At 63.5% G+C, this 26,396-nt stretch carries 23 protein-coding genes and 1 pseudogene; 12 read left to right on the forward strand and 12 right to left on the reverse strand.

Annotated features, from left to right (window positions below; all coding sequences use genetic code 11):
* Positions 1-424, reverse strand: a 424-nt coding sequence (locus JHD80_RS16880) for a helix-turn-helix domain-containing protein (protein WP_199089600.1), incomplete at its 3' end; no start/stop codon positions are given.
* A gap of 95 nt (positions 425-519) precedes the next feature.
* On the opposite strand from JHD80_RS16880, the gene JHD80_RS16885 reads away from it, so the two are divergent.
* The 11 genes from JHD80_RS16885 (at position 520) to JHD80_RS16935 (ending at position 13,708) form a co-directional block, all read left to right on the forward strand.
* A complete protein-coding gene (locus JHD80_RS16885) occupies positions 520-1,281 on the forward strand; it encodes an SDR family NAD(P)-dependent oxidoreductase (protein ID WP_199089602.1) in 762 nt (253 codons plus the stop codon).
* Positions 1,282-1,290: 9 nt separating this feature from the next.
* Entirely contained in the window at positions 1,291-2,235 is a 945-nt protein-coding gene (locus JHD80_RS16890; protein ID WP_199089604.1) for a polysaccharide deacetylase family protein, read from the forward strand.
* Positions 2,236-2,238: 3 nt separating this feature from the next.
* Complete coding sequence (locus JHD80_RS16895) at positions 2,239-4,284, forward strand: hydantoinase/oxoprolinase family protein (protein ID WP_199089606.1); 2,046 nt, start codon at positions 2,239-2,241, stop codon at positions 4,282-4,284.
* The gene (locus JHD80_RS16900; protein WP_199089608.1) at positions 4,284-6,272 is read left to right on the forward strand and encodes a hydantoinase B/oxoprolinase family protein; all 1,989 of its coding nucleotides are present in this window, start codon (positions 4,284-4,286) and stop codon (positions 6,270-6,272) included. Before JHD80_RS16895 ends, JHD80_RS16900 begins: the two co-directional genes overlap by 1 nt.
* Positions 6,269-7,012, forward strand: a complete 744-nt coding sequence (locus tag JHD80_RS16905; protein WP_199089610.1) for an SDR family NAD(P)-dependent oxidoreductase — start codon at positions 6,269-6,271, stop codon at positions 7,010-7,012. The genes JHD80_RS16900 and JHD80_RS16905 overlap by 4 nt, the downstream gene beginning before the upstream one ends.
* 25 nt (positions 7,013-7,037) lie before the next feature.
* Positions 7,038-8,606 carry an ABC transporter substrate-binding protein gene (locus JHD80_RS16910; protein WP_199089611.1) on the forward strand — a complete coding sequence of 523 codons (1,569 nt, stop codon included), beginning with the start codon at positions 7,038-7,040 and terminating at the stop codon, positions 8,604-8,606.
* Between the two features lie 34 nt (positions 8,607-8,640).
* The gene (locus JHD80_RS16915; protein ID WP_199089613.1) at positions 8,641-9,645 is read left to right on the forward strand and encodes an ABC transporter permease; all 1,005 of its coding nucleotides are present in this window, start codon (positions 8,641-8,643) and stop codon (positions 9,643-9,645) included.
* Complete coding sequence (locus JHD80_RS16920; protein ID WP_199089615.1) at positions 9,645-10,484, forward strand: ABC transporter permease; 840 nt, start codon at positions 9,645-9,647, stop codon at positions 10,482-10,484. Before JHD80_RS16915 ends, JHD80_RS16920 begins: the two co-directional genes overlap by 1 nt.
* A 2-nt stretch (positions 10,485-10,486) precedes the next feature.
* Positions 10,487-11,491 carry an ABC transporter ATP-binding protein gene (locus tag JHD80_RS16925; protein WP_199089617.1) on the forward strand — a complete coding sequence of 335 codons (1,005 nt, stop codon included), beginning with the start codon at positions 10,487-10,489 and terminating at the stop codon, positions 11,489-11,491.
* Positions 11,484-12,467, forward strand: coding sequence for an ABC transporter ATP-binding protein (locus tag JHD80_RS16930; RefSeq protein ID WP_199089626.1), 984 nt, complete (start codon positions 11,484-11,486; stop codon positions 12,465-12,467). Before JHD80_RS16925 ends, JHD80_RS16930 begins: the two co-directional genes overlap by 8 nt.
* Positions 12,468-12,538: 71 nt before the next feature.
* Positions 12,539-13,708: an MFS transporter gene (locus JHD80_RS16935; protein WP_248311610.1), complete on the forward strand. Its 1,170-nt coding sequence runs from the start codon at positions 12,539-12,541 to the stop codon at positions 13,706-13,708.
* 505 nt (positions 13,709-14,213) lie between these two features.
* On the opposite strand, the gene JHD80_RS28780 is transcribed toward JHD80_RS16935, so the two are convergent.
* Complete coding sequence (locus tag JHD80_RS28780) at positions 14,214-14,654, reverse strand: aspartate dehydrogenase domain-containing protein (protein ID WP_349237292.1); 441 nt, start codon at positions 14,652-14,654, stop codon at positions 14,214-14,216.
* Positions 14,643-15,131, reverse strand: a pseudogene (locus JHD80_RS28785) (DUF763 domain-containing protein); the annotation flags it as partial. The pseudogene JHD80_RS28785 and the gene JHD80_RS28780, both read right to left, overlap by 12 nt.
* Positions 15,132-15,348: 217 nt before the next feature.
* Here JHD80_RS28785 and JHD80_RS16945 point away from each other — a divergent pair.
* Positions 15,349-17,445: a catalase gene (locus tag JHD80_RS16945; RefSeq protein ID WP_199089632.1), complete on the forward strand. Its 2,097-nt coding sequence runs from the start codon at positions 15,349-15,351 to the stop codon at positions 17,443-17,445.
* A 448-nt stretch (positions 17,446-17,893) separates the two neighbouring features.
* Here JHD80_RS16945 and JHD80_RS16950 read toward each other — a convergent pair whose 3' ends face one another.
* The 9 genes from JHD80_RS16950 to JHD80_RS16990 all read right to left on the reverse strand — a co-directional run bounded on the left by JHD80_RS16950 (position 17,894) and on the right by JHD80_RS16990 (position 26,392).
* Positions 17,894-18,997 (reverse strand): extracellular catalytic domain type 1 short-chain-length polyhydroxyalkanoate depolymerase, encoded by a 1,104-nt coding sequence (locus tag JHD80_RS16950; RefSeq protein ID WP_199089634.1) that lies wholly within the window; start codon positions 18,995-18,997, stop codon positions 17,894-17,896.
* Between the two features lie 17 nt (positions 18,998-19,014).
* The gene (locus tag JHD80_RS16955) at positions 19,015-19,407 is read right to left on the reverse strand and encodes a CopG family transcriptional regulator (protein ID WP_248311608.1); all 393 of its coding nucleotides are present in this window, start codon (positions 19,405-19,407) and stop codon (positions 19,015-19,017) included.
* A gap of 409 nt (positions 19,408-19,816) precedes the next feature.
* Positions 19,817-20,233: a Rieske (2Fe-2S) protein gene (locus tag JHD80_RS16960; protein ID WP_199089638.1), complete on the reverse strand. Its 417-nt coding sequence runs from the start codon at positions 20,231-20,233 to the stop codon at positions 19,817-19,819.
* Position 20,234: 1 nt separating this feature from the next.
* Entirely contained in the window at positions 20,235-21,341 is a 1,107-nt protein-coding gene (locus tag JHD80_RS16965; protein WP_199089639.1) for an amidohydrolase family protein, read from the reverse strand.
* Positions 21,338-22,408, reverse strand: a complete 1,071-nt coding sequence (locus JHD80_RS16970) for an amidohydrolase family protein (protein ID WP_199089641.1) — start codon at positions 22,406-22,408, stop codon at positions 21,338-21,340. Before JHD80_RS16970 ends, JHD80_RS16965 begins: the two co-directional genes overlap by 4 nt.
* On the reverse strand, positions 22,405-23,661 hold the full coding sequence (locus JHD80_RS16975; protein WP_199089643.1) for an MGH1-like glycoside hydrolase domain-containing protein: 1,257 nt from the start codon (positions 23,659-23,661) through the stop codon (positions 22,405-22,407). The genes JHD80_RS16970 and JHD80_RS16975 overlap by 4 nt, the downstream gene beginning before the upstream one ends.
* Positions 23,658-24,725: an ABC transporter ATP-binding protein gene (locus tag JHD80_RS16980; protein ID WP_199089645.1), complete on the reverse strand. Its 1,068-nt coding sequence runs from the start codon at positions 24,723-24,725 to the stop codon at positions 23,658-23,660. Before JHD80_RS16980 ends, JHD80_RS16975 begins: the two co-directional genes overlap by 4 nt.
* A gap of 6 nt (positions 24,726-24,731) precedes the next feature.
* A complete protein-coding gene (locus JHD80_RS16985; protein ID WP_199089647.1) occupies positions 24,732-25,547 on the reverse strand; it encodes a carbohydrate ABC transporter permease in 816 nt (271 codons plus the stop codon).
* Positions 25,544-26,392, reverse strand: a complete 849-nt coding sequence (locus tag JHD80_RS16990; RefSeq protein ID WP_199089649.1) for a carbohydrate ABC transporter permease — start codon at positions 26,390-26,392, stop codon at positions 25,544-25,546. The genes JHD80_RS16985 and JHD80_RS16990 overlap by 4 nt, the downstream gene beginning before the upstream one ends.
* Positions 26,393-26,396: the final 4 nt, after the last annotated feature.

Consider the following 26,396-nt stretch of genomic DNA (forward strand, 5'->3'; position numbering starts at 1 on the left):
GGCCAGTGGCCGAGCAGTACGAGTCGGAGAGCCCGTCGAGCTCGATGTCGTAGCGTACAGCCTGACGGCTGACGCATTTGGCTATGCGTCGACAATCGCCTCTCGCGGTTAAGACCGCGAGCATCACGGTCTCGCCTGTCTCGTCACGAAGCTGTTCCATGATCGGGTGCGCCGCAGAAAGAAGGCGCGCTTCGAGCGCGCGCGAGGCCGATTGATGCCGACTGGCATGAACAAGCACATATCGCTCGGTCGCGTCCTGAATGGCGTAGCCGCGTGAGACCAGGGTCTGCGCCAGCGCATGAGCGCTGCTCTTCGGGAATCCCAGAGCCGCGACGATCTCCTTGAGCTTCACGGGTTCGGAGCAGCCTGCAAGATATTCCAGCAGGTCCAATACGCGCGCCGCAGACTTGACCTCGGTGTTCATGGACGTGAACCGAATCTCTCTTGGCGAACCAATTTGCCGGCGATAGGCTCTCCCTTAATCAAGAGGAAATCAACACTCTTGAAAGAGGGTAAGCCATGAATTCTAGCAACGCCGCGCCTGTGGCGATTGTCACGGGCGGCGCGCGAGGTATAGGTCGCGCTTGTGCGCTGTCTCTCGCGAAGTCTGGACTGGATGTTGTTCTCGTTGATCTGTTGTTGAATGAGCTCAGTCATACCGCTGGCGAGATAATATCGCTCGGACGTCGTGTGTTGAGTTTTCAGTCTGACGTCATTTTTAAGGAAGAGGCAAACCGCATTGTTTCGGAAGTCGTCGCGCAGTGGGGCCGCGTAGACGTCCTCGTGAACAATGCCGGCAAGGGGATGCCGAAGGGCATCTTCGAGATCACTGAAGCCGAGTTCGACCACACGATCGCTCTCAATCTGAAGAGCTGCTTCAACTATATCCAGGCTGTCGCGCCGATCATGCAGCGTCAGGGGTGTGGGCGCATCATCTCGATGTCGTCGCTGAATGCGCATTCCGGCGGTGTGACGGCTGCGGTCAGCCGGTTCGCGTACGCGGCTGCCAAGGCCGGGATCATCGGTATGACCCGCGCTCTCGCCAAAGAGCTCGGCCCGGAGATCCTCATCAATGCCGTCTGCCCCGGCATCATCGAGACGGAGGTCGGCAACACGCTGACCCGAGCCCGCGGCCCCGCGATTGCCGATGCCGGTATCGCGCTGAAGCGAATGGGCAAGCCCGATGATGTGGCAGAGCTCGTCACCTTCCTAGCAACCTCGAACCCCTGCTTCATCACGGGCCAAGACATCGTGGTGGATGGGTTCCAGTTCAATCGCTGAGTGCACCCGATGAACGTCACGCTGCCCCCCGACACCAAGCCCTGGACATGGAGTGAGGAGACCTGGCGGCAGGTGGTGAACCATGTTCGGGCAGGGCGCTCGCTCAAGCCTGGCATTTGGAAGAATGGCGCCAAGTTCGCGGTCGCCCTGTCCTTCGACTCCGATCACGAGACGAACGAGCTCCGGGAGGGCGGGCGCTCTTACTCGAAGCTGAGTCAGGGGCAATACGGCAATCGCTCCGGCATTCCCCGTATCCTTGCAACTCTTGCCCGCCACTCGGTCCCGGCAAGCTTCTTCATGCCAGCCGTCGCTGCGCTCTTGCATGATCCGGAAGCCCGTTCAGTGGCAGATGCCGGGCATGAGGTGGCGATCCATAGCTGGATCCACGAGCTCAACTCGGTGCTCGACTACGATACGGAGCGCGATCTGGCGCTGCGCGCCCGCGACACCTTGACCAAGCTCACTGGCCGGGAGCCGAAGGGCATGCGGACCGCGTCATGGGATTTCAGCCCGTGGACGCTGAAGATCGTGCGCGAAATGGGGCTGCTCTACGATTCCTCATTGATGGCGGACGACGAGCCCTACGAGCTTCTCGACGAGGGGCAACCGTCCGGGATCGTGGAGTTGCCGGTGGAGTGGATCCGGGACGATGCCGTCTATTTCGGCATGGATCGCTTCAAGGGGCTGCGCCCTCACAGCGGGCCGCCCATGGTGCTCGATCTCTTCCTGCGGGAGCTCGACGTTGCTGCGGAAGAAGGCGGGCTGTTCCAGCTGACGATGCACCCGCACATCATCGGGCACCGCTCGCGGATTTTCATTCTGGACGAAGTGATCAGGGCGGCGAAAGCAAAGGGCTCCGTCTGGTTCGCGACGCATGAGGAGATTTGCCGCTATTGCGCCGATCAAGCCGGTCTTGGCGCTCCGATCCCGCCAGCCACCAACAGCCGGAGCTGACCAATGGGCTATCGCATTGGCGTCGACATCGGCGGCACCTTCACCGATTTCAGCGTGCTCGACGAGGAGACCCTGAATCTGCGGACGCTCAAGGTTCTGTCGCGCCCGGACGCTCCAGGGGCTGAGGTCCTTCAGGGGCTGGATGAGATCGAGAAGCGCTTCGGCATCGCGCCTTCGCAGGTCAGCTACTTCACCCATGGCTCCACAGTCGGCGTGAACAGTATCATTCAGGGCAAGGGCGCGAAGCTTGGACTCATCGTTACCGAAGGCTTCCGCGACGTCCTGGAACTCGCACGCCTGAAGATCCCGGATCCTTATGACCTGTTCTCGCGCCGACCGGCTCCCTTGGTGCCGAGAGATCGCGTGGTTCCACTGCCGGAGCGCATCAATGCGGATGGCGTTGCAGAGGTCGTTCCGGAGCAGGCTGCGATCGCCACCGTATTGGGCCGACTGGAAGCAAGCGGGGCCGAGGCGATCGTGATCGCCTTGCTGCACAGCTACAAGAACCCGGCGCATGAACGGCTGGTCAAAGCCGAGATCGAACGCCTGCGACCTGGCTGGCCGGTTTTCTGCTCCGCCGACATCTGGCCAATTGTCCGGGAATACGAGCGCACCATCACGGCCTGCATCCATGGTTCGGTGCAGCCTCGGGTGTCCCATTACATCGGCCGCCTCGAGGATGCTCTGATCGAGCGGGGGGTCGTGCCCGCTCCGATGATCACCAAGTCGAACGGTGGTGTCATGACCGCCGCGGCTGGCAAGCTGCGCAGCATCGAGATGCTGCTGTCCGGCACGGCTGCCGGTGTGATCGGCGCAGGTTTTACCGCCAAGTTGGCTGGCTTCTCCAGAGTCATGAGCCTCGACATCGGCGGCACAAGCGCCGACGTCGCGCTCCTCAAGGACGGGATGCCGGACTTCCGCTCAGGCGAACTCGTCGGGGAGTATCCGATCTATCTTCCGACGGTATCGGTGTCCTCGATTGGAGCCGGGGGAGGCTCGATTGCCTCCGTCGATGCTTTGGGCGTTTTACGCGTCGGGCCCGAAAGCGCGGGATCCACGCCTGGGCCGGCCTGCTATGGGCGCGGTGGCGAGCGGGCGACGATCACCGATGCCTTCGCGACCATCGGCGTCCTTGGCGCCGGGGAGCTCGGATATGGCGCCGTCAACGTCGACCGATCCCGAGCGCTTGCGGCGCTTGAACCAATCGCCAGAGGCCTCGACCGCTCGTCGGAACGCGCGGCCGAGGCCATCATCCAGCTCGCGGTCGCCAACATGTACCGCGAAACCAGCCGGCTATTCTCGCAGGTCGGCGAGGAGCCGAGCGGCTATGCGCTTCTGGCGTTCGGTGGCGCTGGTCCCATGCTCGGCTGCCTCCTGGCCGATGCCATGGGTATGCAGTCAGTCATCATCCCTCAAACTCCGGGGGTGCTGGCCGCCCTTGGAGGCCTCCTTGCCGATCTGCGCTCGGATTTCGTGCGCGTGGTCTTTCTCGATGTCGGGCCACGATCCTTCGACGGCTTGCGCCAGGCGATGGACGAGCTCGCAAAAGAAGCTCGCGCCTGGCTCTTCGAAGGGCAGGGCTATGCCGGCGAGGCCACGCTGTCGGTCACGGCCGACATGCGCTACCGCGGCCAGTCCTACGAGATCGAGACGCCCCTGGAGCAGTCTTGGATCGTCGAGGGCGATCATGCCGCTATTGCCGCGGCCTTTCATAAGCGTCACGCCGGAATCTACGATCACTCTGACGACGCGGCAGATGTGCAGATCGTCGCGCTCCGTGTGGTCATCGCAGGGGTCACGCCTAAGCCCGAATTCGCGCAGCAGGAGCTGAAGCTGCGGCAGGTGCAGCCCAGGAAGCGGGTTCCGGTCGTTCACCAAGGATCGGCGATCGAGGCCGGTGTCTTCGAGCGAAACGACATGTCGCCGGGCTCGTCCTTCGCTGGACCGGCCGTGATTTTGCAAGACGACACGACGACCTGGGCCCCGCCCGGTTTCGAGGGCCATGTCGATGGCTTCGGCAATCTGATCCTGAAGCGGAGTGCGATCTGATGGCGGTGCTGGATCCTGTCACGCTGCAGATCCTGAAGAGCCATTTCGAGGCTGCGGCCGAGAGCATGGCATTCACGCTTCTGCGGACGGCGCATTCCGCGTTCGTCAAGGAGACGGAAGATTTTACCAGCGGATTGACGACGCCTTGCGGGCAAACCTTCGCCAGCCCGAAAGACCTCGGCGCGACCTGGTTCATCGGCCTGGACTATAAGGGCGCGATCGATGCCATCGCGGACTACAAGCCTGGTGACATCTGCATCACCAACGACCCGTATTCCGGCTACGTCTGCACCCATGCTCCCGACGTCCATCTCTGGATGCCGGTGTTCCATGAGGATCGGCTCGTCTGCTTCGCTGTGGGCCATATCCACAACACCGACATGGGCGGTGCGGTGCCGGCTTCGCTGTCCCGTGCGCTGACGGAGGTGCAGCAAGAGGGGATTCGAATTCCGCCCATGAAGCTCGTCGAAGCTGGGGTGATGAACGAGAGCGTGCTGCGCATCATGTTGCGCAACGTACGCATGCCCGATCAGAACTGGGGCGACCTGAAGGCCCAGATCGCCTCGCTGAAGACCGGTGAACGCAAGATCCGCGATGCGATCGCCCGCTTCGGCGTCGATACCGTCTGTGCTGCGACCTATGGCGTGCTCGATCTAGCCGAGAGGCAGGCCCGCCAGCTATTCGCCTCGATGCAGGACGGCGATTACGAGTTCAGCGATTACATCGACGAGGATAGCCCCGGCGGCGTTCCATGCCGGTTGAAGCTGTCGGTCAAGGTTCGGGATGACGAAGCGATCTTCGACTTCACGGGCAGCGACCCCCAGCTCCAATCGGCGCTGAACATGCCCACGGGCGGTCTGCCGCGCCATATCCTGCCGCTCGTCGGCTACAACTACGTCGTCTATTCGCTCAATCGAACGGTCGCGCTCAACATGGGGCTTCTGCGCCCGGTTCAGTGCATCCTGCCGGTGGGCTCGGTCGTCAATCCGGTCTACCCGGCGGCCACGGGCATGCGCAGCCTGACCTGCGCGCGCATCCAGGGGATGGTCATCGGTGCCTTCTCGCGTGCGATGCCTGATCGCCTGCCCGCCGGCCCGGCGGGCGGCGGCGGTATCCTGAACGTGCGCACTACCGACAGTCGCACCGGCCGGCTGGCCATGGCTTCGATCAATCCAATCACCGGCGGCGGTGGTGGAAGTTCGTTCGAGGATGGGCAGGATGGCTCGAACTCCTTCCTGAAAAACACGCCCGTCGAGATCACCGAGGCTGAGGTGCCGATCCGCGTCATAAGCTACGAGCTCGTGCCGGATTCCGGTGGTCCGGGTCGCTATCGTGGCGGCCTCGCGGCTCAGATGACATTCCAGATGTTCACGCCGAACTCGGTCGTGACCGCTCGCAACCGCGACCGCGTTCGCTTCTCCTGCTGGGGACTTGAGGGGGGGCTACCGGGCTCGACCTGCGGCTTCTTTCGCGTCAACGGCAACACGAACCCGGAAGACCTGGGGAACACCGACGTAGTTCGCTGCGGCCCCGGCGACGTTCTAACGATTTCGGCGGCAGGCGCAGGTGGCTGGGGTGATCCTTTCGATCGTCCCGAGCATGAGGTTTTGAAGGACGTTCTCGGGGGCAAGGTCACAGACAGCGGCGCCAGAGCCTATGGCGTCGTGATCAAGGATTGTGTCATCGATCAGGCTGCCACCGAGGCTCTGCGGTCAGCGCCGCGGGAAAGCATAGAAGGCATGACCTTCGATTCCGAGAGGCTGAGCTTCGAGCGCATTTGGTCGGACGCCGTTTGGGACCGCCTTTCGCAGCACTTGTTTGCCCTTCCTGTCGAGTGGCGCTTCTTCGTCAAGCATGAGCTCTTCGCGGCGGTGAATGCCGATGCCGCCGTGAAGGACGATCCGGCTGCGGCGTTGGAGCGGGCCTATGCCCGTGTTTTGGAACAGTATCCGCAGATCGTGCCTCGTCAGCTGGAGGACGCGGCATGAATATCGAGTTCATCGATCAGACCGTGCTGGTGGCTGGAGCGGCCCGCGGCATCGGCCGTGGCATCGTCGAGGGATTTGCGGCCAGGGGCGCCAACGTTTTCGCGGCAGATCGGCTCAAGGAGGAGATGGCCGGCCTGCCGGCGCATGCGACGCAGCTCGATCTGCTCGACAAGGCGGCGGTCAACCGCTGGGTCGCTGAGGCCGAAGGGATCAGCGGGCGGGCACCCGACGTCCTTGTCTACGTGGCCGGCGGAGTTCTCGGGCAGAGCGCGAAGGCGCTTGAGGATGTCGAGGAGGCCGACTGGCGCGATGTGCTCGACGTCAATTTGACGGGCGCCTTCCTGTCCTCCCAGGCGGTTTGCACCGGCATGAAGATGCGCGGCAAGGGGCGAATCGTTCTGATCGCCAGCGGTGCCGGGCTGCGCACCTCGCTGACAGGGATTCAGGCTTATGCCTCCGCTAAGGCTGGCGAGATCGGGCTGGCGCGCCAGCTCGGGCAGGAGCTCGGGCCGTTCGGGGTCACGGTCAACGCGGTTGCTCCAGGATTCCAGCGCACGAGCCCGGACTATGAGCGGCAGTGGCAGTCCTATTCGGCCGAGCGTCAGGAGAACATGATTTCCAACACGGCGCGGCGTCGGCCGGGGACGCCGCAGGACATCGCCTACACGGTCATGTTCCTCGCTTCCGACTATGCGGATTTCATCACAGGCCAGGTCGTCTCGGTGACCGGCAGCCCTTGAAGCACGACAACGATGGAGGGACGGCATGACGACGACACGGAGAGACGCGCTTAAAGCGGTTGCAGGATCGGTCGCCCTCGCATCGCTCTCTATCGAGGGAGCTCTGGCACAGGCCGGGGGCAAGTTCGTCTACGCGAACAACAGCCCTTACGATAACCTCGATCCGCATACCATTTTCGATACGGCCCGCGCCGCTTCGCGCTTCAATCTCTACGACGGGCTCTACCGCTGGGTCGACAATCCGCCCAAGATGATCCCATGGCTGGCGGAGAGCCATACCGTCTCGGATGACGGAAAGGTTTACACGTTCAAGTTGCGGCAGAACGCCAAGTTTCACGACGGCAAACCGCTGACGTCTGCCGACGTCGTCTATTCGATCGAGCGCATTCTCGCCCTCAAGAAGGGCCCGGCCAGCCTGTACCTCGACAGTATCAAGCCGGGATCGACACAGGCGCCCGATCCTCACACGGTCGTCTTCAACCTGAACGGCCCATCCGCGATTTTCCTGACCACGGTGCCCGACATCCTCGTGGTCAACAGCGCGCTGGTGAAGGCCAATGAGAAGGACGGGGACTGGGGCGAGGCCTGGCTCACGCGCAACGAGGCGGGCTCTGGATCCTACGCCCTTCGCCGGCATGACCCGGCCGTGGGCTTCACCGCACGCCGCTTCGCCGAACATTTCGCGGGATGGACTGGCCAGCCGTTCGACGACCTTGAATTTCGCACGGTCCTTGAGACGAACACCCGGGTGCTCGGCTTGATCCGTGGCGATTTCCAGGGCGCCGATGGCTACCTTCCCTACGACCAGATCCAGCGCCTGCGCCAGTCGAGCAACGTCCAGATCATCGAGCAGGAATCGATGCGGGTATTCATCCTGGCATTGAACTGCACCAAGCCGCCGATGAACAATCCGAACTTCCGCCGCGCGCTGGCCTATGCATTCGACTACGACGGCTTCATCAAAAGCATCATGAAGGACTCGGTCTCGCGTAATCCGGGACCGAACCCCAACAATATCTGGGGCACGCCGGCCGGCCTCAAGGGTTACAGCTATAATCTCGACAAGGCCCGTGAGGAGCTGAAGAAGGTGACGGAGCCGCTGCGCCCGATCACCATCAATGCCCTCGCCGGCTTCAGCGAGTCGGAACAGGCGGCCACGCTCTTCCAGAGCACCCTGCGCCAGATTGGCGTCGAGGTTGTGGTCGAGGTTTCGCCTTGGTCGCTCGTCTCCACCCGCATGCGCAAGCCCGACACGCAGGCCGATATCGTGCCGCTATGGAAGAGCACTTACTATGTAGACCCCAATAACTGGGTCGGTGAGCTGTACGGCACGCGCTACCACGGCACACGCACGTTCTCGTACTACAGCAATCCCGAGTTCGATAAGAGGCTCGATCGTGCGCTCGTCTCCAGTAGCCAGGAAGAACGCCGCCAGCTCTACGAGGAAATGACCCAGATGGTGAACGACGATGCCGCCGGCATCTTCGTTTACAACACGCGTTGGTACGGCCCCTATTCGAGCAAGGTCGAGGGCATCCGCTTCTCCCCGGTCAGCAACGGCCAGGACATTCGCTGGGCATCTCTCAAGCGCTGAGCGGTCCTGACTTCTCCCAACCGGAGGCATTGCCATGAACTGGCTGTCAATGGTGGCGAACCGATTGCTCTGGTTCGTGCCGACGCTCGTGGGGCTGCTCGCGATCGTATTCGTGCTGTCGCGTGTGATCCCTGTCGACCCGGCAGTCTTGGCCGCAGGGGAAAACGCTTCCGCTGCGCAGGTCCAGCAAGTGCGGGAGCGCTTTGGATTCGACAAGCCATTGCCGGTTCAGTTCGTGAACTACCTGCGCGACGTCGCACAGGGCAATCTCGGCACCAGTCTGTTTACCCAGCAGCCCATCGTCGACGACCTGGCATCTCGTCTTCCCGCGACGCTGGAACTGACGATCTTTGCCGTCCTGATCGCAGGCCTCATCGGCATCCCCTTGGGCGTGCTCTGCGGCCTGCACCGGAATTCATGGATAGACCACGTGCTTCGGGTCGTGACGGTTTCCGGCCTAGCGGTGGCCTCCTTCTGGTTGGCGATGCAGTTCCAGTTCCTCTTCTCGATGAAACTCGGATGGCTGCCGCTTTCGGGACGCATCGAGGGATTTCCGCCTGAGCCGGTGACGGGACTCATGCTGGTCGACGCAATGATCGAAGGCGATCGCGAGATGATAGGCTCCGCATTCAGGCACATTATTTTGCCGACACTGACCCTGGCTTTGCCCGCTGCAGCCACGGTCGTCCGCTTCACCCGAAACGGCGTTATCGGCGTGATCAACTCGCCGTCCGTCGCCTACCAGACGGCGATGGGGCTGCCACGTCGCCTGATTGTCTGGAAATACGTGCTTCGCATGGCATTGACCGCGACTGTCACGCAGCTCGGATTGATTTTCGGCATCCTGCTGGCTGGCGCCGTTGTCGTCGAGACCGTGTTCGATTGGCCCGGCCTGGGTGCCTATGCTGTGCGTTCGATCCTGCAATCCGACTACAACGCCGTGATGGGCTTTACGCTTTGCACGGGCGCACTCTTCGTACTGATCAATCTGCTGGTGGACATGCTGCAGGCTGCGATCGACCCGCGAGGTGCGGCCTGATGGATCTCCTGAAACGCTTTTCCAAAGATAAAGCGGCATTGATCGGATTGAGCCTGCTGAGCCTTCTCATGCTGGCTGCATTGTTTGCGCCGCTGCTGGCCCCGTTTCCGAACGATGTCTTCGATTTCCACATCGGAAACCGGCTTCAACCGCCGTCGGCCACCTCGCTTTTCGGCACTGATCGAATGGGCAGCGACATCTTCAGCCGGATGCTGTTCGGCGCTCGGATCACGCTGATGCTGGCGGGGATTGCCGTTGGCTCGGCGCTCGTCATCGGCGTGCCCATCGGTCTTGTCGCCGGCTACTACCAGAACTGGGTCAGCGATGCGCTGATGCGGATCGCCGAGATATTTCTGGCGGTGCCCCAGATCGTTCTGGCCATCGCGATCGCGCAGACGCTCGGCCCATCGATCGAGAACGTCATTCTGGCGCTATCTCTGACTTATTGGCCCTTTTGGGCGCGGCTGGTCTATGCGGAGACGCGATCCATGCGGAACGAGGTCTTCGTAGAGTCGGCCGTCGCGCTCGGTGCATCGCCTTGGCGCGTCATCGTCTTGCACATCCTGCCGAACATCGCTTCGCCGATCATCGTTCGGACGTCGATTGGAATGGGCGCGACGATTCTGACCGCGGCAACGCTGGGCTTCCTGGGGCTCGGCGCGCCGCCTCCAACTCCTGAGTGGGGGCGGATGATTGCGGAAAGCCGTGAATTCCTTCCGGAAGCCTGGTGGTACGCACTCGCCCCGGGAATCGCGATCTTCCTGACGGTGCTGGGCTTCAATCTCTTTGGTGACGGCCTGCGCGACATCCTGGACCCGCGTACGCGGCGCAGTGTCTGATCATGAGCAATCTCCTCGATATTCAGGCCCTGTCCCTGGGCTTTCGAACGGAAAAAGGGCTCGCCAAGGTCCTCGACCGGATCGATCTCAGCGTGAAACCCGGTGAAATTGTCGGACTGGTCGGCGAGTCCGGCTGTGGCAAGTCGACGCTGGCCCGTGCGATCCTCGGAACGCTCCCAGAAGGCCAAACGGAGATTAATAGCGGGCACATCCGGCTGGACGGTGTCGATATGCTCTCGGGCGGCAGGGCGGCCGAGCATCTGCGGGGCCGTGTGATTACCTTCGTCCCGCAAGACCCCTTTGCGAGCTTCAACCCGCTGTTTCGGATTGGCACCCAGATCCAAGACCTGATGCGCTTCAAAGCCCCTCGGGACGGAAAAGGAAGTTTTGGCCGCTCGCGCAAGGCAGACGAGGCGAGTGCCATTGCCATGCTCGATGCAGTTCAGTTGCCGCAGCCGAAGGCCATTCTGGACAAGTATCCTCACCAGCTATCGGGCGGTCAGCGCCAGCGGGTGATGATTGCCATGGCGCTCCTTCCTCAACCTCGGATGATCATCGCCGATGAGCCCACGACCGCTCTGGATGTGACGGTCCAGGCGCAGATCCTGGGATTGCTACGGCGGCTGGCTGTCGAACGCGGCGTGTCCGTCTTGTTCACGACCCATGATCTCGGTGCAGCCTGGGAAATCTGCGACCGCGTGGTGGTGATGTATGCCGGCCAGACCGCGGAAATCGCGCCGCGCGAACAATTCTTCGGCGACCCCCGCCATCCCTATACGCGCATGCTGCTCGATAGCCTGCCGGCGCCCGGCCGCGACCCTGTCGGAATTCCCGGCGGGGTTCCCAGTCCGCTCAAGGCCCCCAACGGTTGCCGCTTCAATCCCCGCTGCCCTCGCGCAACGGACGCTTGTCGCGAAAGCAGGCCGGCGCTGATTGCAGAGCCCAATGGCCACGCCGTTGCGTGCCATCATCCCTGGTCGTCCGAGGCGGAGGCTGCACATGTCTGACGCCCATCATCCTATCCTCGAAGTCGACAACCTGGCCCGGCACTTCCCTGTCCGAGGGTTCCTGAACCGGAAGGTCGGCAGCCTGCGCGCGCTGGACGATGTCTCCTTCGCGGTCGAGCCCGGCGAAATTCTGGGAATTGTCGGCGAATCCGGCTGCGGCAAGTCCACGCTTGGCAAGACACTCATGGGCATCCACGAGCCGAGCGAGGGCGAAGTCCGCATGCTGGGCGAGAGGATCGCCTCGCCGGGCCAGAAGCGCGCTCCCAAGATCCGTGCGCGTCTTCAGTATGTCTATCAGGATCCTGGCGCTTCCCTCGATCCACGCTGGACGCTGCGCCGTTCGCTGCACGAGCCACTGATCATTCACACCGACTGGTTGAGAGAAAAGCGGGAGGAGAAGGTCAGGGAAATCGTCAAGGCGGTCGGACTGCCCGTCGAGCATCTCGACCTTTATCCGCATGAAATCAGCGGTGGCCAACAGCGGCGCGTTGGGCTGGCTCGGATTCTGGTTCTTGGGCCGGAACTGGTCATCTTCGACGAGCCCACGTCGGGACTGGACGTTTCGGTACAGGCGACCGTGTTGCGCCTGTTCCGAGACCTCAAATCGGAATTCGATCTGACCTATCTCTTCATCAGCCACGACCTCGCTGTCGTCCAGTCGATCTGCGACCGCGTCATCGTCATGTACCTTGGGAGGATCGTGGAGATCGGGAGGACCGATGACGTCTTTGCCGCCCCCCGCCATCCCTATACACAGGCCCTCCTATCGGCTGCGCCACGTATCGGCGGCCCCCGCGTGACCGAGAATTTCTCCCTGCAAGGTGAGCCGCCTGATCCGTCCAATGTTCCGAGTGGATGTCGGTTCAGGACGCGTTGCCAATACGCAATCTCAGATTGCGCGGACATCGACCCGCATCTTGACGATCAGGACGGCCATGGCGTTGCCTGCTTGCGGTGGCCTGAGTTGAGCGCGTGAAACCCAGTCTCAACAGGTCAGAAGCTGCTCCTTCATGGCAGCTTGCCCTCGCGACCATGGTCGCTGTCCAGATGGCAACGGCCTTTCTCAGCCGGATACCTCCGACGATCGCTCCAATATTGGCCACCGAGCGGGGGTGGTCGGACTCGGTCGTGGGTTACCTCGCAAGTCTCAACACGTTCGGCTCGATCCTCTTCCTGGCGCTGGGCTCGCCTTACATGCGAGCTCTCGGTTCCGTGCGAGCCCTCCAGGCTGGGCTTCTGATTGGAATCCTGGGACTGGCGCTTTTTCTGCCGAGCTGGACGACGACGGCCTGTGTCGCCGCGCTTCTGATCGGCGTCGGCTACGGACCATCCTCTCCCGCGGGCAATGACGTTCTGCATCGCACTGCACCTCCTGGCCGTCGCAGCCTGATCTTCTCGATCAAGCAGGCTGGGGTACCGCTCGGAGGAGTGGTGGCAGGGCTTGCCTTGCCGCCACTCGCCGCTGCTTACGGTTGGCGCATCGCGCTCCTGGCTTCGGCAGTGTTCGTGCTCGCCATCATCGCAAGCGTCCAGCCGATGCGGGACGGGCTTGATCGCGATCGAGAGCGTGGCCTGAAGTTCGGGCTCAGCGTTATTCTCTCGATCGCCAACCTGCTAACGCCAATCAGAACGCTCACGACGTCTTCGACATTGTTGCGATTGGCTGCAGCCGGTGCCTGCCTGGCAATAGGGCAGGGGATCTGGTTCGCCTATCTGATGACGTATGCGGTCTCGCAGCTTGGCTACAGCCTTGAGACGGCCGGAGCGCTCTATGCCTTGATGCAGGCAACCAGTGTTGCCGGGCGCGTTCTGCTCGGATGGCTCGCCGACAAGCTCGGAGAGCCGCGGCTGCTATTGCGCGTGATCGGGCTGGCGTCAGGCGCAACATCGCTGACATTGGCGCTTGCGACGCCGGAATGGTCCTTCCAGACATACTGCGTTCTCGCGGCGATCGCCGGCGTCACCGTATCGAGCTGGAATGGCGTGCAGCTGTCCGAAATTGCACGGGCCTGTCCGCCAAGCCTCGTGCGGGAAGCCTCGGCTGCCGCTACCCTGGTCATCTTCCTCGGCTATGTGGTCGCGCCATCGGCTTTCGCAGTGACCTTGTCGCTGACGGGCCGGTTCGATCTCGGCTTCCTGGCCTGTGCGCTTTCAGGAGTTGGGTGCGCTGTTATGGTTCCCGCAGGCACGGCCGAGGATAATTCTCAGCAAAGCTGAATGGCGCGACGAGCCGCCTTTCGGTTGCGGAATTCCCTCACGCCGGTCCGCTCGACAGCACTGATATTGACGAAGACATCCTAGCCTGGGCCATCGGGCTGAATGGAGCCGTAGCCCTTTGCCGCGTTAAACCAACTCACAGTTCGGATGGCCATCGACGTCCTCCAGACTGGGCTTGTGAGAATGCCGCCGTCGGATCGAGTAGCAAACTGCCCGATCCTGAACAGGCCGGCTGCGGATGCGCTTATCTTCTTATGTTCGTGACCGGCTATGTGCCAACGTCATCTGGGTCGAATTCGACGGCGTCGAACGGCCGCCCAAGCTGCTGCAACTGAGGTATGTCGTCGGCGCCACTTCACTACCGGCAGCCGCTTAGCCCAAGGCAATTCGTTAGCGGAGGGGCAAACGTCCGAGATAGGCGACCTGCGTCGCTGCGAATGTCCGCTGTCGAGCAACTGCCCAATGTCTGCAGCTGGCGCTCGACCGCGGTTGACGCTGCTTGGCCTCAACAAGCCGCGACGGATTGGAAGCCGAAGATGCGCTGGATCGATCCGACCGCCGACTTCGGCGTGTAGGCCCCAGACACGCCGCCAAGCGCAGTCGAGCGGACCCAGATGTCCCACTCGAAGCCCTGACCGAAGACCTGGATGCGATGGCGCATCTGCCGCTTGTCGGGATCGGCCACGACGACGCTGCGCGTGCGGTCAAAGCCGATACCGGCGATCGCGAGGGCCGCATGCACGTTCACATTGCGCGGAAACCGCGCGCAGGTTTCCCGCGTCGAACCCTCGAAGAGCACGCCCCGGGCGCTGGCGTCCGTGCCCAGGCTCGCTCCGTTCTTCGTCGTGGTCACGATCACCTGGTCGATCGCGTCGCGGCCGCCGCTGAGCCCGTCGAGCGCGAGAACCGCTCCGTGCGGCACCAGCAGGCGGGTGCCTTGCTGCACAATCGTCCAATGGCCGTCATCGGTTACGAAGAAGCCGTGCAGATAGAGGTCGAAGCCGTCCTGCACCGCTGCGCTGTCGACTTTGGCGACGAGCCGGCTTGCCTGCGCTAAGGCTGTCCCGTCGAACCCTACCTTCGCGCCGATCTGTTCCAGCTCGGCGGGCGTCCGGCGGGAATGATTGCCTCGCCCCCCGCACACATGCAGCCCTAACTCACCTGCTAGGGGCTTCAGACCCCGTTTCAACGCCCCGATGACGCTGGTCGTAATGCCGGACGAGTGCCAATCCATGCCCATGATCGCGCCGAACGACTGGAACCAGAAGGGATGCGCCAGTCGCCGCAGTAGCTCGTCGCGCCCGTACTGCTGGATGATGGCTTCGCAGATGACACTACCCAGCCTGGCCATGCGCTCGCCGAGCCAGAGCGGCACACGCCCGTAATGCAGGGGAAGATCGGCACTGCCAGATCGCTTTGCCATAGCTCACCGGAACGAAATGGGAACAACCGAATATATACGTCGGTCCCTGTTCCTTGACCATACCGAGCGAGCGGCGCCGGAACTTAGAACGGTTCCACTTCGTTCAGTAAGCATCCGAGGGCGCGGAACCGGAAGTTTTCACATCTCCAAATCGATCCAGGCGACCCTCCAGCGCCACGCAACTGCTGCTCGCATCAAAACGCAAGGATGATGACTCATGGCCCGCTCCCCCCGCGATGTCCCACCAAATGCCAAGGCCACCGTGGGAGAGGGCGGCGAGTTGCACCAGGCAGCCTCTGCGCCCGACGCCAGGATCACCACCAATCACGGTGTCCCGGTCAGTGACAACCAGAACTCGCTTAAGGCAGGCGGTCGAGGTCCCACTCTGCTCGAAGACTTCGTCCTGCGTGAGAAAATCCAGCATTTCGACCACGAGCGCATCCCTGAGCGCATCGTTCACGCCCGCGGCTCGGCCGCCCATGGCTTCTTCGAACTGACGGAGTCACTCGGCGATTTCACCCGCGCGAAGGTGCTGACCGAGGTCGGCGTCAAGACCGAGGTCTTCACGCGCTTCTCGACAGTGGCCGGTGGGGCAGGCTCGGTCGACACGCCCCGCGACGTGCGCGGCTTCGCAGTGAAGTTCTACACGAAGGAAGGCAATTGGGACCTCGTTGGCAACAATATCCCGGTCTTCTTCATCCAGGACGCGATCAAGTTTCCCGACCTGATCCATGCCGTGAAGATGGAGGCCGATCGCGGCTATCCGCAGGCCGCCAGCGCCCATGATACCTTCTGGGACTTCATCGGATTGATGCCGGAATCGACCCATATGATCATGTGGGCGATGTCGGACCGGACCATTCCACGCTCGCTTCGGATGATCGAGGGCTTCGGCGTCAACACCTTCCGCCTGCTGAACGACAAGGACGAGCCGACCTTCGTCAAGTTCCATTGGCGTCCAAAGCTCGGCACGCAGTCGACCTGCTGGGACGAGGCGGTGAAGATCGCCGGCGCCGATCCCGACTACCATCGCCGCGATCTGCATGAGGCCATCGCCAACGGCGACTTCCCGGAATGGGAATTCGGCGTGCAACTGCTCAGCCAGGACGAAGCCGACGCGCTGCCTTTCGACATTCTCGACGCGACCAAGGTCATCCCCGAGGAGCTGGTGCCGATCCGCATGATCGGCCGCATGGTGCTGAACCGCAACCCGGACAATTTCTTCGCCGAGACCGAGCAGGCCGCCTTCCTGCCAACCAATATGCCGCCTGGCATCGATGTTTCGGAGGACCCGCTCCTGCAAGGCCGGCTGTTCTCCTACCAGGACACGCAGCTCTCGCGGCTCGGGACCGTGAACTTCCACCAGATCCCGATCAACAGAGCCAAGGGCTGCCCCTTCCAGAACCTGCAGCGCGACGGACATATGCAGACGCAAGTCTTCACCGGCCGCGCGAACTACGAACCGAACAGCCTTGCGGAGGCAGGCGAGGAAGGCGGCCCGCGAGAGGACCCTGCCGGCGGCTTTCGGACGGCGGCGATCCCGGTCGAGCAACATAAGGTTCGGCTGCGCGCGGAGAGTTTCGCTGACCACTACAGCCATGCGCGGCTGTTCTTCCGCTCGCAGAGTGAGATCGAGCAGGCCCACCTCGCGAGCGCACTCGTCTTCGAGCTGTCGAAGGTCACGCTGGAGCATGTCCGCAACCGCGTGATGTCGAACATCGTCAATGTCGATGAGGCCTTGGCGCAGCGCGTTGCCGACGGACTCGCCATGCCCCTACCGAAGGGTTCGAAGCCCGCAGCGATCCCGACGGACCTGGAGCCGTCGCCCGCACTCCGCATCGTTGGCAAGTACCCCGAGACCCTGAAGGGCCGGACCGTCGGCATACTTGTCTCTGATGGGGCGGACGGAGCCCGGATCACGGCCGTCAAGGCTGCCGTCGAAGGCGATGGCGGAGCGGTCAAGATCGTCGCGCCGAAGATCGGCGGCGTGAAACTCAAGGATGGGAAGACGCTCAAGGCCGACGGCCAGCTCGCGGGCACGCCGTCCGTGCTCTTCGACGCGGTCGCCATCATTCTGTCCGAAGCTGGCTGCGCCGCATTGCTGAAGGAAGGCGCGGCAATCGATTTCGCCAAGGACGCCTTCGGGCATCTCAAGGCGATCGGCTATAGTGCCGAAGCCAAGCCGCTGCTCGACAAGGCCGGAGTCGAGCCGGATGAAGGGATCGTGGCGTTGGACAAGAAGGTCGACGCCTTCTTGAGACCAGCGCGTACACGCCAGTGGGCACGCGAAAGCAAGGTTCGCATGCTGGCGTGATTGGCTTGTTGCCAGCTGGGCGCAGCCAGCGGCACTTCACTCGGCTTTGCCTGACAAAGTACGGCGGGGCTTTTTTGGGAGATCGGGCTCCTCTTCAACTCTGCGCATTTTGGCGCGAAGCCTAGGAATCTCGCTTTTGGCATCCAGCCACTCGTTCGATTGCTACTTGGATCTGTGGGGAAGCGAGCTTGACCCATTTGTAAAGGCTGTGTGCCTAGACGCCCAGCCGCGCCGCGACATCAGCCACGGAGTACCGCGCTCAGCGACGTGTCCGATCAACGAAGCGATCCGATCGCTTGCTGGAGCCCTCTCTCCTTGCGGAGAGAGGGCTCCACTGCGTTCATGTCCGACCAGTAGCAATACCCGGTGGCTGCCCGGACGCGCCACGAACGCGCAAATCCGAAACCGCCGGTTTTGAGCGAGAAAACTCGTCTCGCGCAAGCTCTCTTCAGGCCTCGAGGAAAAAGCGGACCATTTCGCGCGAAGCATCGGGTCCCGTCGCATCGGTATAGCTTCCGCCCCAGTCACCTCCCGACCAGGCATGGCCGCCGCCGTGGATCAGCCAGTGCTCGGCGCGTGCAGGAGCATCGCCATGTCCGATCAGCGAGCGGGTCACGCGTTTGCCATTGATCACCGCATCGGTCTGAAACTCCGCTGGCTTCCCCTGCGCGGACCCCGCTAGATCGAAAACAGCCTTGCCGTTGGATGGATGAACCGTGGCATCCGCACTTCCGTGGAAAATGATTTTCCTGATGGGCGAGCGGCCTTGTGCCGTCGCTTGCGCGTTTCCCTTCATGGCAGCTAATGCGGACATGACATCGTGTGCCGCTCCGTGAGGCAGGCCGGAATGGATGCCGGCTGCGGAAAAGACGTCGGGGTAGGCCGAGGCCAGGACATCGGCCATGGCTCCCCCCGCCGACAGGCCGGCAACGAAGACCCGCTTGCGATCGATCTTGAATTCCGCAGCCAGTTCTTGAGCGAGCCCGGCCAGAACGGCCGGTTCGCCTGCGCCCCGCCGCTGATGGCGAGGGTCGAACCAGTTCCAGCACCCCTGCGCATTGGCCGATGTCGGCTGCAGCGGGTAGGCGACGATCAGGCCGAACTCGTCGGCCAAGGCATTCATCCGGGTCCCGCGGGCGAAATCATCCGGGTTTTGTGTGCAGCCATGCAGCATCATCACCAGCATAAGCTCACGATCGGCGTGCCCGGGCGGCACGTAGAGCTTGTAGGCCACCGAGCCGACGGCCGATTTGAATCGACGTGCCCGGAAGTTTTCACTGTCCCGCGCATTGTGCGTGACCGTGTCGCCATGGCTCGGCGCGGGGATGAAGCTCGCCTGCTCCTGTCGAAGCTTCTGCAGGATCGCCCGGAGTCCGCGCGCGGGCGCTGCTTCGCCTCCGCCATTGCCTTGTGTGCCGCTATCTGGATCGGCTGGGCGTATCGCGCCGCGTCCGGCCAGAGCATTCTGTATCGCAGCCGAGGCACCCGTAACGTCCGATGTTCGTAGGCGGCTCAGGGCTTCGCCGATGGCGGCGTGAAAGCGCGGATTCATGGCGAAGGTCCTTTGGGTCATGTCAGTCGATCGGCCAGGGCGGCCTTGATCTCGGGTGACGCGTGCAGCGCCCCGAGGATGGTGAGGGAGGCGATGGCCTCTCGCGCCAGTTCCGGGGTGACGTCGCCATCGATCACGGCCAGGCCGAGAACACGGATTTCGAGCTGCTCGCCGGCGGCGACCACGGCTTCGAGGTCCCGGCGCGTGAAGGTCCGCAGTCCCAGTTCGAGCGACAGGCGCGTCGTCGCCTTCGCCGCGACATCGGAATGGGTCGAAAGCTGGTTGCGGATCGCGGTGCGGATGAAGTCCGAACGGTTGGAGTAGAAGCCGTCCCGGACCAGCAGGTCGATGCGGCCGAGATCCACGAAACCGAGGTTGAGCGTTAACTTCTCGCTGTCAGGGGTTTTCATTTTCAATCCATATACCATCCATATGGATGGTATATGGATTGAATCAGATGGATATCAAGAAGCGACTGCGTCGAGGGATCGATCTGAAATGTCAAAGCCCCTCGGTGGATATCAAGGCTCCCGTACTTGCCGACGAAGTCGAAACGTCTTTTCGAGGGATCTGAGTACGAGAACCCTTCTCCCGGATGATCGCGGCGATGGATCTGATAAAGAATTGAACTTCTTTGAGACCCGCATCAGTGAGAGTAATTCTCTGAGGCTCACCCGAATGTCTGCTTGCGGGCCGACGCTCAACGTCCGGAAATGGCGCTTGATCCATGGCAGAGTTGTCAACCTGCAGCGCGTCTTAATCCAAGAGGGCCGTTGCCAGGGCGCTTGCGAGTTCCGCGGCTTCCGGTCGGCGAATGAGTTATGCTTCGACGACGAGATAGTCCTTTTCGATGACTACTGGCACGCTCTCAGCCTGATAGGGACCGTCGAAAAGATCCTTACCGGGCCGGACCTCGACCTCGTAACGCTTGGTGCGGACCCGGTCCGGTTCGGCCCGCGACTTGCCCGTGCGAATATCGAACTCCCAGCCATGCCAGGGGCAGCGCAGGATTTCGCCGCGCCTGCTGTAGCTGTACTGTCCTGGCTCGGGGCCCGCCTCGACCAGACCGGTTGTGCGGCCCATGCAAAGATCGCCGCCTTGATGTGGGCAGCGGTTGAACAGGCCAAAGAACTCGCCGCCGAGATTGAAGATCACGACCTTCCGGCCGGCAACCTCAGCGATAAGACGCTGGCCAGGTTGCAGGTCCGCGGCAGGGCCAATGACGTATTTCGGCATTTCAGCTCCGCCCGTACAGCGCCTTGGCATTGTCGAGGAAGAGCGCCCGGCGGGCCGCGTCGTCGAGCTTGACCGGCACCGCCCAGAGCGGATCGTCGAAATCCCAATGCGGGTAATCGGTGGCGAAGAGTAGCCGGTCGATGCCGATCCATTCGACGATATCGTGGAAGTGCTTGCGCTTTTCTGGCTCTTCCATCGGCTGCGTCGTCAGCCAGACATGACCGCGGATGTATTCGCTCGGTGCGCGCCTGAGATGCGGGGTCTCGCTGCGCAGGCGGGACCAATGCTTGTCAAGCCGCCAGCTGAGCGACGGCAACCAGGCGAGGCCTGCCTCGATCAGCACCATCCGCGTGCCGGGATAGCGCTCGAACACGCCCTCGATCACCATCGAGGTCAGCAAGGCCTGGCAGCACTGCGAATGCCCGACCATCTCCTCGATGTAGTAGGAGGGCCAGCCGCCGGCGGTGACGGGATAGCCGCCATAGCCGAACGCATGCACGCCGATCGGCAGTTTCGCGCGTTGAGCGGCTTCGTAAATCGGCCAGTAGCGGCGCTGGCCTAGCGGCTCGGCGGTTCGACTGAGCAAAAGCACCTGGACGAAGGCCTCGTGGCCGGCCCAGTGATCGATCTCGGCGGCGGCAGCGGCTCCATCCTCATAGGGAACGACGATCGAGGCCTTCAACCTCGCATCCTTGCTCGTCCATTCGGCCACCTGCCATTCGTTCAAGGCGCGGGCGAGCGCGGCGGAATAGTCGAGGTTCTGGGCCGCGCCGGCAGCAGGCGCAATCACCGTCATGATACCGAGCTCGACCTTGTTGGCGTCGAGATGCTGCGCCTGCATAAAGGAGAGATCGGAACCAGGCCGGCCGGACGGAGGCCAGGAATCGAGACGGGCGGCGTCCGGCTGGCCCTTCGGATAGGCCGGGCCGCTCTGGTAGCCGTGTCGCGGCAGCATGCCATAGGTCATCGCGTGCTCCTGCCAGCGCTTCGGCAGATAGGGCAGGATGTCGGCGGGATTGGCCAGGCAGGGATGGATGTCGCAATCGGCGATGATAGGCCTGACGATGCTCGAATCCGACTTCGGCCGGGTAGGCAACTCCACGTTCATGCGAAATCCTCCTTCAAGCGGGGATAGGTCGCGAGCGGATTGTCGATCAGGATCTTGGTCTTGAGGCTATAGGGCAAAAGCGGCGGCAGCGCGTCCTGCCCGTCGAACTGCCAATGCGGGTAGTCGGTCGAGAACAGCAGGAGTTCGTCCGATCCCGCCTGGTCGAGGATGCGCAAGAGAGCGTCGCCATCCACCGGCGCATCAACGGGCTGCAAGGTGAAGCGCACCTGCTCTCGGATGATCTCCGGCGGCGGACGATCTACCCAGGGAATCTCCATGCGCAGGCCGCGCCAGTACTTGTGCAGGCGCCAGAGATAGGCCGGCAGCCAGGTGAAGCCGGACTCGATCAGCACGACCTTGAGTGTCGGGAATTTCGAGAACACGCCCTCGCAGACAAGGCTGGTCAATTGGGTCTGGAAGCCCTGCGCCTGGTTGACATAATCCTCGGTGAAGTAGGAGGGCCAGCCCACCGGCGTGACGGGGTGACGGTAGGTCGAGCCGGCATGGATGCCGACCGGCAAGCCATGTCGCGCGGCGGCCTCGTAGATCGGCCAGAGGCTGCGCCGGCCGAGCGGTTGGTCGGCAAGGCAAGGCAACAAGACCTGGACGAACCGCCGGTCGGCAGCGCGGCGCTCGATCTCGGCAGCGGCGAGTTCCGGGCTCTGGATCGGCACCACGATCGAGGCCCGCAGACGCGCGTCCTTGTCCAGCCATTCCGCCGCCAGCCAGTCGTTGAGGGCGCGGGCGAAAGCTGCTGCCATGTCCTCGCTGAACAGGGTCGTCACCGCATAGAGGCAGTTCAGGATGCCGGCGCGGCTGCCGAAGCCGTCGAGGGCCTGCGAGCAGAGCTGCTCAGGGCTGGAACCGGGCTTGGCCCCTGCAATGCGCCAGTCCGGCCGCGATGTCAGCGGCGCGCGGAGCGGATAGCTCGTCGGCTCCAGATCATGGACGCCGCGTTGCGCCACGGCATCGGCCCATTGCGCGTCGAGATAGGGGACAAGTGCGGCGATCCCCGGCACCGCTGGGTGCAGGTCGCAATCGATGCCGCCTGCCATGCTGGCATTCATCGGCCTTCGTCCTCGCCAAGCAGCAGGTCGATCGCAGCGGTCCAGGAGAAGGTCTCGCCACCGATGCCAGCGCGATCGATCGGGTTGAAGTATTCGCTGAAGCCGGCTTCTCCGATCAGCCGGCGCGTCTCCCCGGCAACCGAGGCGGCCGTCGCGCCCTCGCCGGCCTCGCGCAAGCCCTGCGCGATCATCCAGTTGACGACCGCCCAGACCGGTCCGCGCCAGTAGCGCTGCGGCTCGAACGTAGCCGCATCGGGATCGGTCGAGGGCACGAGCGCGATGCCGCGGGCGCGCCAGGATTCGAGCCGCTCGGCGAGCTCCCGGGCGTGCCCATGCAGCCCGGCAAAGACCGGCAGGAAGCCGGCCGAGGTCCGCACGGGGATGAGGTTGCCGCCGATCAGGTCGCGCGACAGGTAGTGGCCGAGCGTATCGTCCCACAGCCCTGCCAGAACGATCTCCTTGCGGGCGATCCGCGCCGCGATCGCCTCGCGCTCGGCCGCGCTTCCGAACTGCTCGGCCAAAGCCAGCAGATCGCGCTCGGCCCGCAGCAGGATGGCGTTGGTACCGACATCCGCGACCTTGAAGGGCGAGGTTTCGAGCATGCGCCGGGCGTTCCATGCCGTCTCACGGAAGAGATCGACCAGATGGATAAAGCGCTGATACTCGATGCCGCGCGGGCGAAAGGCCGGATCGATATGGCCGGTGTCGCGACGCCGGATCTCCGTCTTGGTCTCGGTCGGCACCCGTTCCAGCGCGGCGTCCCAGGCCGGGCTGTTGTCCATGCCCGTTTCCCAGGGATGCAAGGTCGCGACGAGGCCGGTCGCCTCGGGATCGCGGGCTCGCTGCCACCAGAGATGGTTGAGGACCAGCTTGGGATAGATCGTGCGGGCGCGCTCGTTTCCGGCCGCGCCGTGCCGCTCCAGGACGAAACGCACGGCCGTGGCCAGGACCGGCGGCTGGGGAATGCCGGAGGTCGGCGGCTTGTGCGTGACTCCCCAGACATCGGGGCCGGGAAAATAGTCGTCGGACGGCGCGTGGAAGACGATCTGCGGGACGAGCCCGTCCGGCCATTGTCCTTCCAGCAGCCGCTCGATTTCGCGCCAGGCGCGCTCGGCATCGAAGGTCACCCAGCCCATCGCGACGAAGGCCGAATCCCAGTTCCACTGGAAGGGATAGAGCCGGTCTGTCGGCACGGTGTAGCCGCCGCGGTCATTGGCGGCGAGGATGGCACGGGCGGCCTCGATGCGGCTCATGAGCGGGTCTCCAGCGCTTGTCCTGCCTCGTTCATCCAGCGCAATCGTGCCGGATCGGGCTTCAGCGAGATGTCGCTGCCGGGTGTCAGGGAGGGTAGCGGCCCTGCGGCGGCCAGGACGATGCGCAAGGGCTGGCCGCCTGCGGCCGTGCCGGTGAGCAGAATCTGCGGACCGAGTAGCTCGGCGACCTTGAGGGTAAAGGTGAAGCCGTCCTCTCCGGGACCGGAAAGCGCGACATCCTCGCCGCGCAGCCCGAGCAAAACCTTCTGTCCGGCGCCCGGCGGCGAAGGCAGGGCGAAGCCGCCGAGATCGACCTTGCCATCGCGTACGGGCAATTCGAGGAAATTCATCGGGGGGCTGCCGACGAAGCCGCCGACGAAGCGGGTCGCCGGCCGGTCATAGATGTCGGAAGGCGTGCCGATCTGCTCGATCCGGCCGGCATGCATCACGGCGATGCGGTCGGCGAGGCCCATCGCCTCGGTTTGGTCATGGGTGACGTAGATCGTGGTCGTTCCGGCTCCGGCGAGCACGGCCTTGAGCTCGGCCCGCATCTCGAGCCGCAGCAGCGCATCGAGATTGGAGAGCGGCTCGTCCATCAGCAGTACCGCAGGCTCGACCGCGAGCGCACGCGCCACCGCGACGCGCTGGCGCTGGCCGCCGGAGAGCTGCGCCGGGTGGCGCTTCAGCAGCGCTTCGATATGCAGCAGCATCGCCGCCTTCTCGACCTGCGCGGCAATGCGCGCCTTGTCGGCCTTGGCCATGCGCAGGCCGAAAGCGACGTTCTCGTAGACGGTCAGATGCGGGAAGACCGCATAGTTCTGGAAGACCATGGCAAGCCCGCGCTTGCGCGGCGGCAGCGCCGAGACGTCGCGCGCGCCGATCAGGACGCGCCCGCTCGTCTGCGATTCCAGCCCGGCGATGATGCGCAGCAGCGTGGTCTTGCCGCAGCCGGACGGACCGAGTAGCGCCAGGAATTCGCCGTCGGCGACGGTCAGGTCGAGCTCGGCGAGCGCCCTCACGTCGCCAAATCGCTTCGCCACGCCTTCGATCGTGATGCTCGCCATAGGGCCTTACCGGTTGCCGATGCCCCACATCGCGAAAAGGCGACGCCGGACGAGGAAGATGAAGAGGACGGACGGCACGATCAGCACGAGGCCGCCCGCGAATTGCAGATGCAGCGGCGATTCCGAGAGAACCGAGAGCAGATAGGCGGTCAGCGTACGCTGCCTGACCGTCAGTACTGATGCCGCGAAGACCTCGTTCCAGGAGAGCACGAAGGCGAAGATTGATGCCGCTGCGATCCCCGGCAGCGCCAGCGGCAGCACCACGCGCAGGAAACCGGTGAAGCGGGAGCAGCCGAAGACCCAGGCGGCCTCCTCCAGCTCCTTTGGGATGCCCATGAAAAGGCTGGCGCAAACCAGCGTCGCGAAGGGCGTCGCCAGCACCGCATGGACCAACGCAACGCCGAAAGGCGTGTCGTAGACTCCGAGCCGAATGAAGGAGACGGTGAGCGGCAGGGCCAGGATCGCGACGGGGAAGGCCCGCGTCATCAGGATCAGCACGCGATAGGCGCCCGCCCCCCTGAAGCGGAAGCGGGCGAGCGCATAGCCGGCGGGCACGCCGAGCGCGAGTGCCATCACCATGGTCATCGCAGCGGCCTGGATGCTGACCCAGGCTGCGCGCCAGACGCCCTCGATCGCCAAGAACGTCTTCAGGGCCTCGAAAGTCGCACCGAACGGCGCGAAGGGCTTGGGCCATTGCGCGACGATATCGCGGCCGCCCAGCGCCCCCAACGCCAGCAGGTAGATCGGCAGCAGCGTCCAGACGCAGAGCACAGCAACGCCGGTCCAGAACAGCGCGCGGTTCGAGCCGATGGTGCTGGTCATGAGCGCTGCTCCGCCGGCGTGCGCAGGGCGACGAGATAGAGCAGCGTCGCCGCGACCGAGATCACCATGACGAGCACGGCATAGGCGGCAGCGACCCCGTAATCCTGGCTGAAATACTGCGCATTGAAGGCTTCGCTGACGAGAACCGGGAAGTTCCGGCCGCCGAGTGCCAGGGCCATGGCGAACATCTCGAAGGCCAGCACAGTGCGCAGGATCAGCGCCGTCTGGATCGAGGGCTTGAGCAGAGGCACCGTGATGCGCGTGAAGCGCTGCCAGGGCGTGGCGCCGAAGACCTCGGCCGCCTCCTCGTATTCCTTGGGCAGGAGCTGGACGCCGGCGAGCAGGATCACGAAGACGATCGCCGTCGCCCGCCAGATCTCCGCCACGACGATGGCCGCCAGCAAAGCGGCCGGGGTTTCATAGGTCAGCCAGGCCCGGGGCTGCGAAATCAGCCCGATCTGGAATAGCACCGAGTTCAGCCAGCCCTGATCGGTCAGGATGGCCAACCAGACGAGACCGGCCGCGAGATCGGAAATGCCGAGCGGGATCGACCAGACCCAGACGAGGAGGTCGCGGCCGCGCTGGACCTTGCGCAACATCATGGTCATGCCGAGCGCTAGCGCCAATTGCAGCGGCACGGCTAGGAGAACCACCTTGAACGTGTTCGCCAGCGCATCATGGAAATTGAGGTCGTCGGCCATGCGCCTGACATTGCCGAGCCCCCAGCCGCCATTCTCCTGGAAGGCGAGAACGGCGGTTTGCGCCAACGGGATCAGAAACAGCCCCACCAGGAAGATCACGGAGGGCGCGATCAGCAGATAAGGCAGGGCCCTGGACTCGCGCATCGCT

This window comes from Allobosea sp. ASV33, assembly GCF_016428755.1.
Taxonomy (GTDB): Bacteria; Pseudomonadota; Alphaproteobacteria; order Rhizobiales; family Beijerinckiaceae; genus Allobosea.

Excerpts from the sequence above, each read along its gene's own strand:
- JHD80_RS16895 (WP_199089606.1), top strand. The coding sequence starts at position 2,239 with ATGGGCTATCGCATTGGCGTCGACATCGGCGGCACCTTCACCGATTTC.
- JHD80_RS16970 (WP_199089641.1), bottom strand. The coding sequence starts at position 22,408 with ATGAATGCCAGCATGGCAGGCGGCATCGATTGCGACCTGCACCCAGCG.
- JHD80_RS16930 (WP_199089626.1), top strand. The coding sequence starts at position 11,484 with ATGTCTGACGCCCATCATCCTATCCTCGAAGTCGACAACCTGGCCCGG.
- JHD80_RS16990 (WP_199089649.1), bottom strand. The coding sequence starts at position 26,392 with ATGCGCGAGTCCAGGGCCCTGCCTTATCTGCTGATCGCGCCCTCCGTG.
- JHD80_RS16925 (WP_199089617.1), top strand. The coding sequence starts at position 10,487 with ATGAGCAATCTCCTCGATATTCAGGCCCTGTCCCTGGGCTTTCGAACG.
- JHD80_RS16945 (WP_199089632.1), top strand. The coding sequence starts at position 15,349 with ATGGCCCGCTCCCCCCGCGATGTCCCACCAAATGCCAAGGCCACCGTG.
- JHD80_RS16910 (WP_199089611.1), top strand. The coding sequence starts at position 7,038 with ATGACGACGACACGGAGAGACGCGCTTAAAGCGGTTGCAGGATCGGTC.
- JHD80_RS16960 (WP_199089638.1), bottom strand. The coding sequence starts at position 20,233 with ATGCCGAAATACGTCATTGGCCCTGCCGCGGACCTGCAACCTGGCCAG.
- JHD80_RS16980 (WP_199089645.1), bottom strand. The coding sequence starts at position 24,725 with ATGGCGAGCATCACGATCGAAGGCGTGGCGAAGCGATTTGGCGACGTG.
- JHD80_RS16935 (WP_248311610.1), top strand. The coding sequence starts at position 12,539 with ATGGCAACGGCCTTTCTCAGCCGGATACCTCCGACGATCGCTCCAATA.
- JHD80_RS16950 (WP_199089634.1), bottom strand. The coding sequence starts at position 18,997 with ATGAATCCGCGCTTTCACGCCGCCATCGGCGAAGCCCTGAGCCGCCTA.
- JHD80_RS16905 (WP_199089610.1), top strand. The coding sequence starts at position 6,269 with ATGAATATCGAGTTCATCGATCAGACCGTGCTGGTGGCTGGAGCGGCC.
- JHD80_RS16885 (WP_199089602.1), top strand. The coding sequence starts at position 520 with ATGAATTCTAGCAACGCCGCGCCTGTGGCGATTGTCACGGGCGGCGCG.
- JHD80_RS16900 (WP_199089608.1), top strand. The coding sequence starts at position 4,284 with ATGGCGGTGCTGGATCCTGTCACGCTGCAGATCCTGAAGAGCCATTTC.
- JHD80_RS16955 (WP_248311608.1), bottom strand. The coding sequence starts at position 19,407 with ATGAAAACCCCTGACAGCGAGAAGTTAACGCTCAACCTCGGTTTCGTG.
- JHD80_RS16890 (WP_199089604.1), top strand. The coding sequence starts at position 1,291 with ATGAACGTCACGCTGCCCCCCGACACCAAGCCCTGGACATGGAGTGAG.
- JHD80_RS16975 (WP_199089643.1), bottom strand. The coding sequence starts at position 23,661 with ATGAGCCGCATCGAGGCCGCCCGTGCCATCCTCGCCGCCAATGACCGC.
- JHD80_RS16965 (WP_199089639.1), bottom strand. The coding sequence starts at position 21,341 with ATGAACGTGGAGTTGCCTACCCGGCCGAAGTCGGATTCGAGCATCGTC.
- JHD80_RS16985 (WP_199089647.1), bottom strand. The coding sequence starts at position 25,547 with ATGACCAGCACCATCGGCTCGAACCGCGCGCTGTTCTGGACCGGCGTT.
- JHD80_RS16920 (WP_199089615.1), top strand. The coding sequence starts at position 9,645 with ATGGATCTCCTGAAACGCTTTTCCAAAGATAAAGCGGCATTGATCGGA.
- JHD80_RS16915 (WP_199089613.1), top strand. The coding sequence starts at position 8,641 with ATGAACTGGCTGTCAATGGTGGCGAACCGATTGCTCTGGTTCGTGCCG.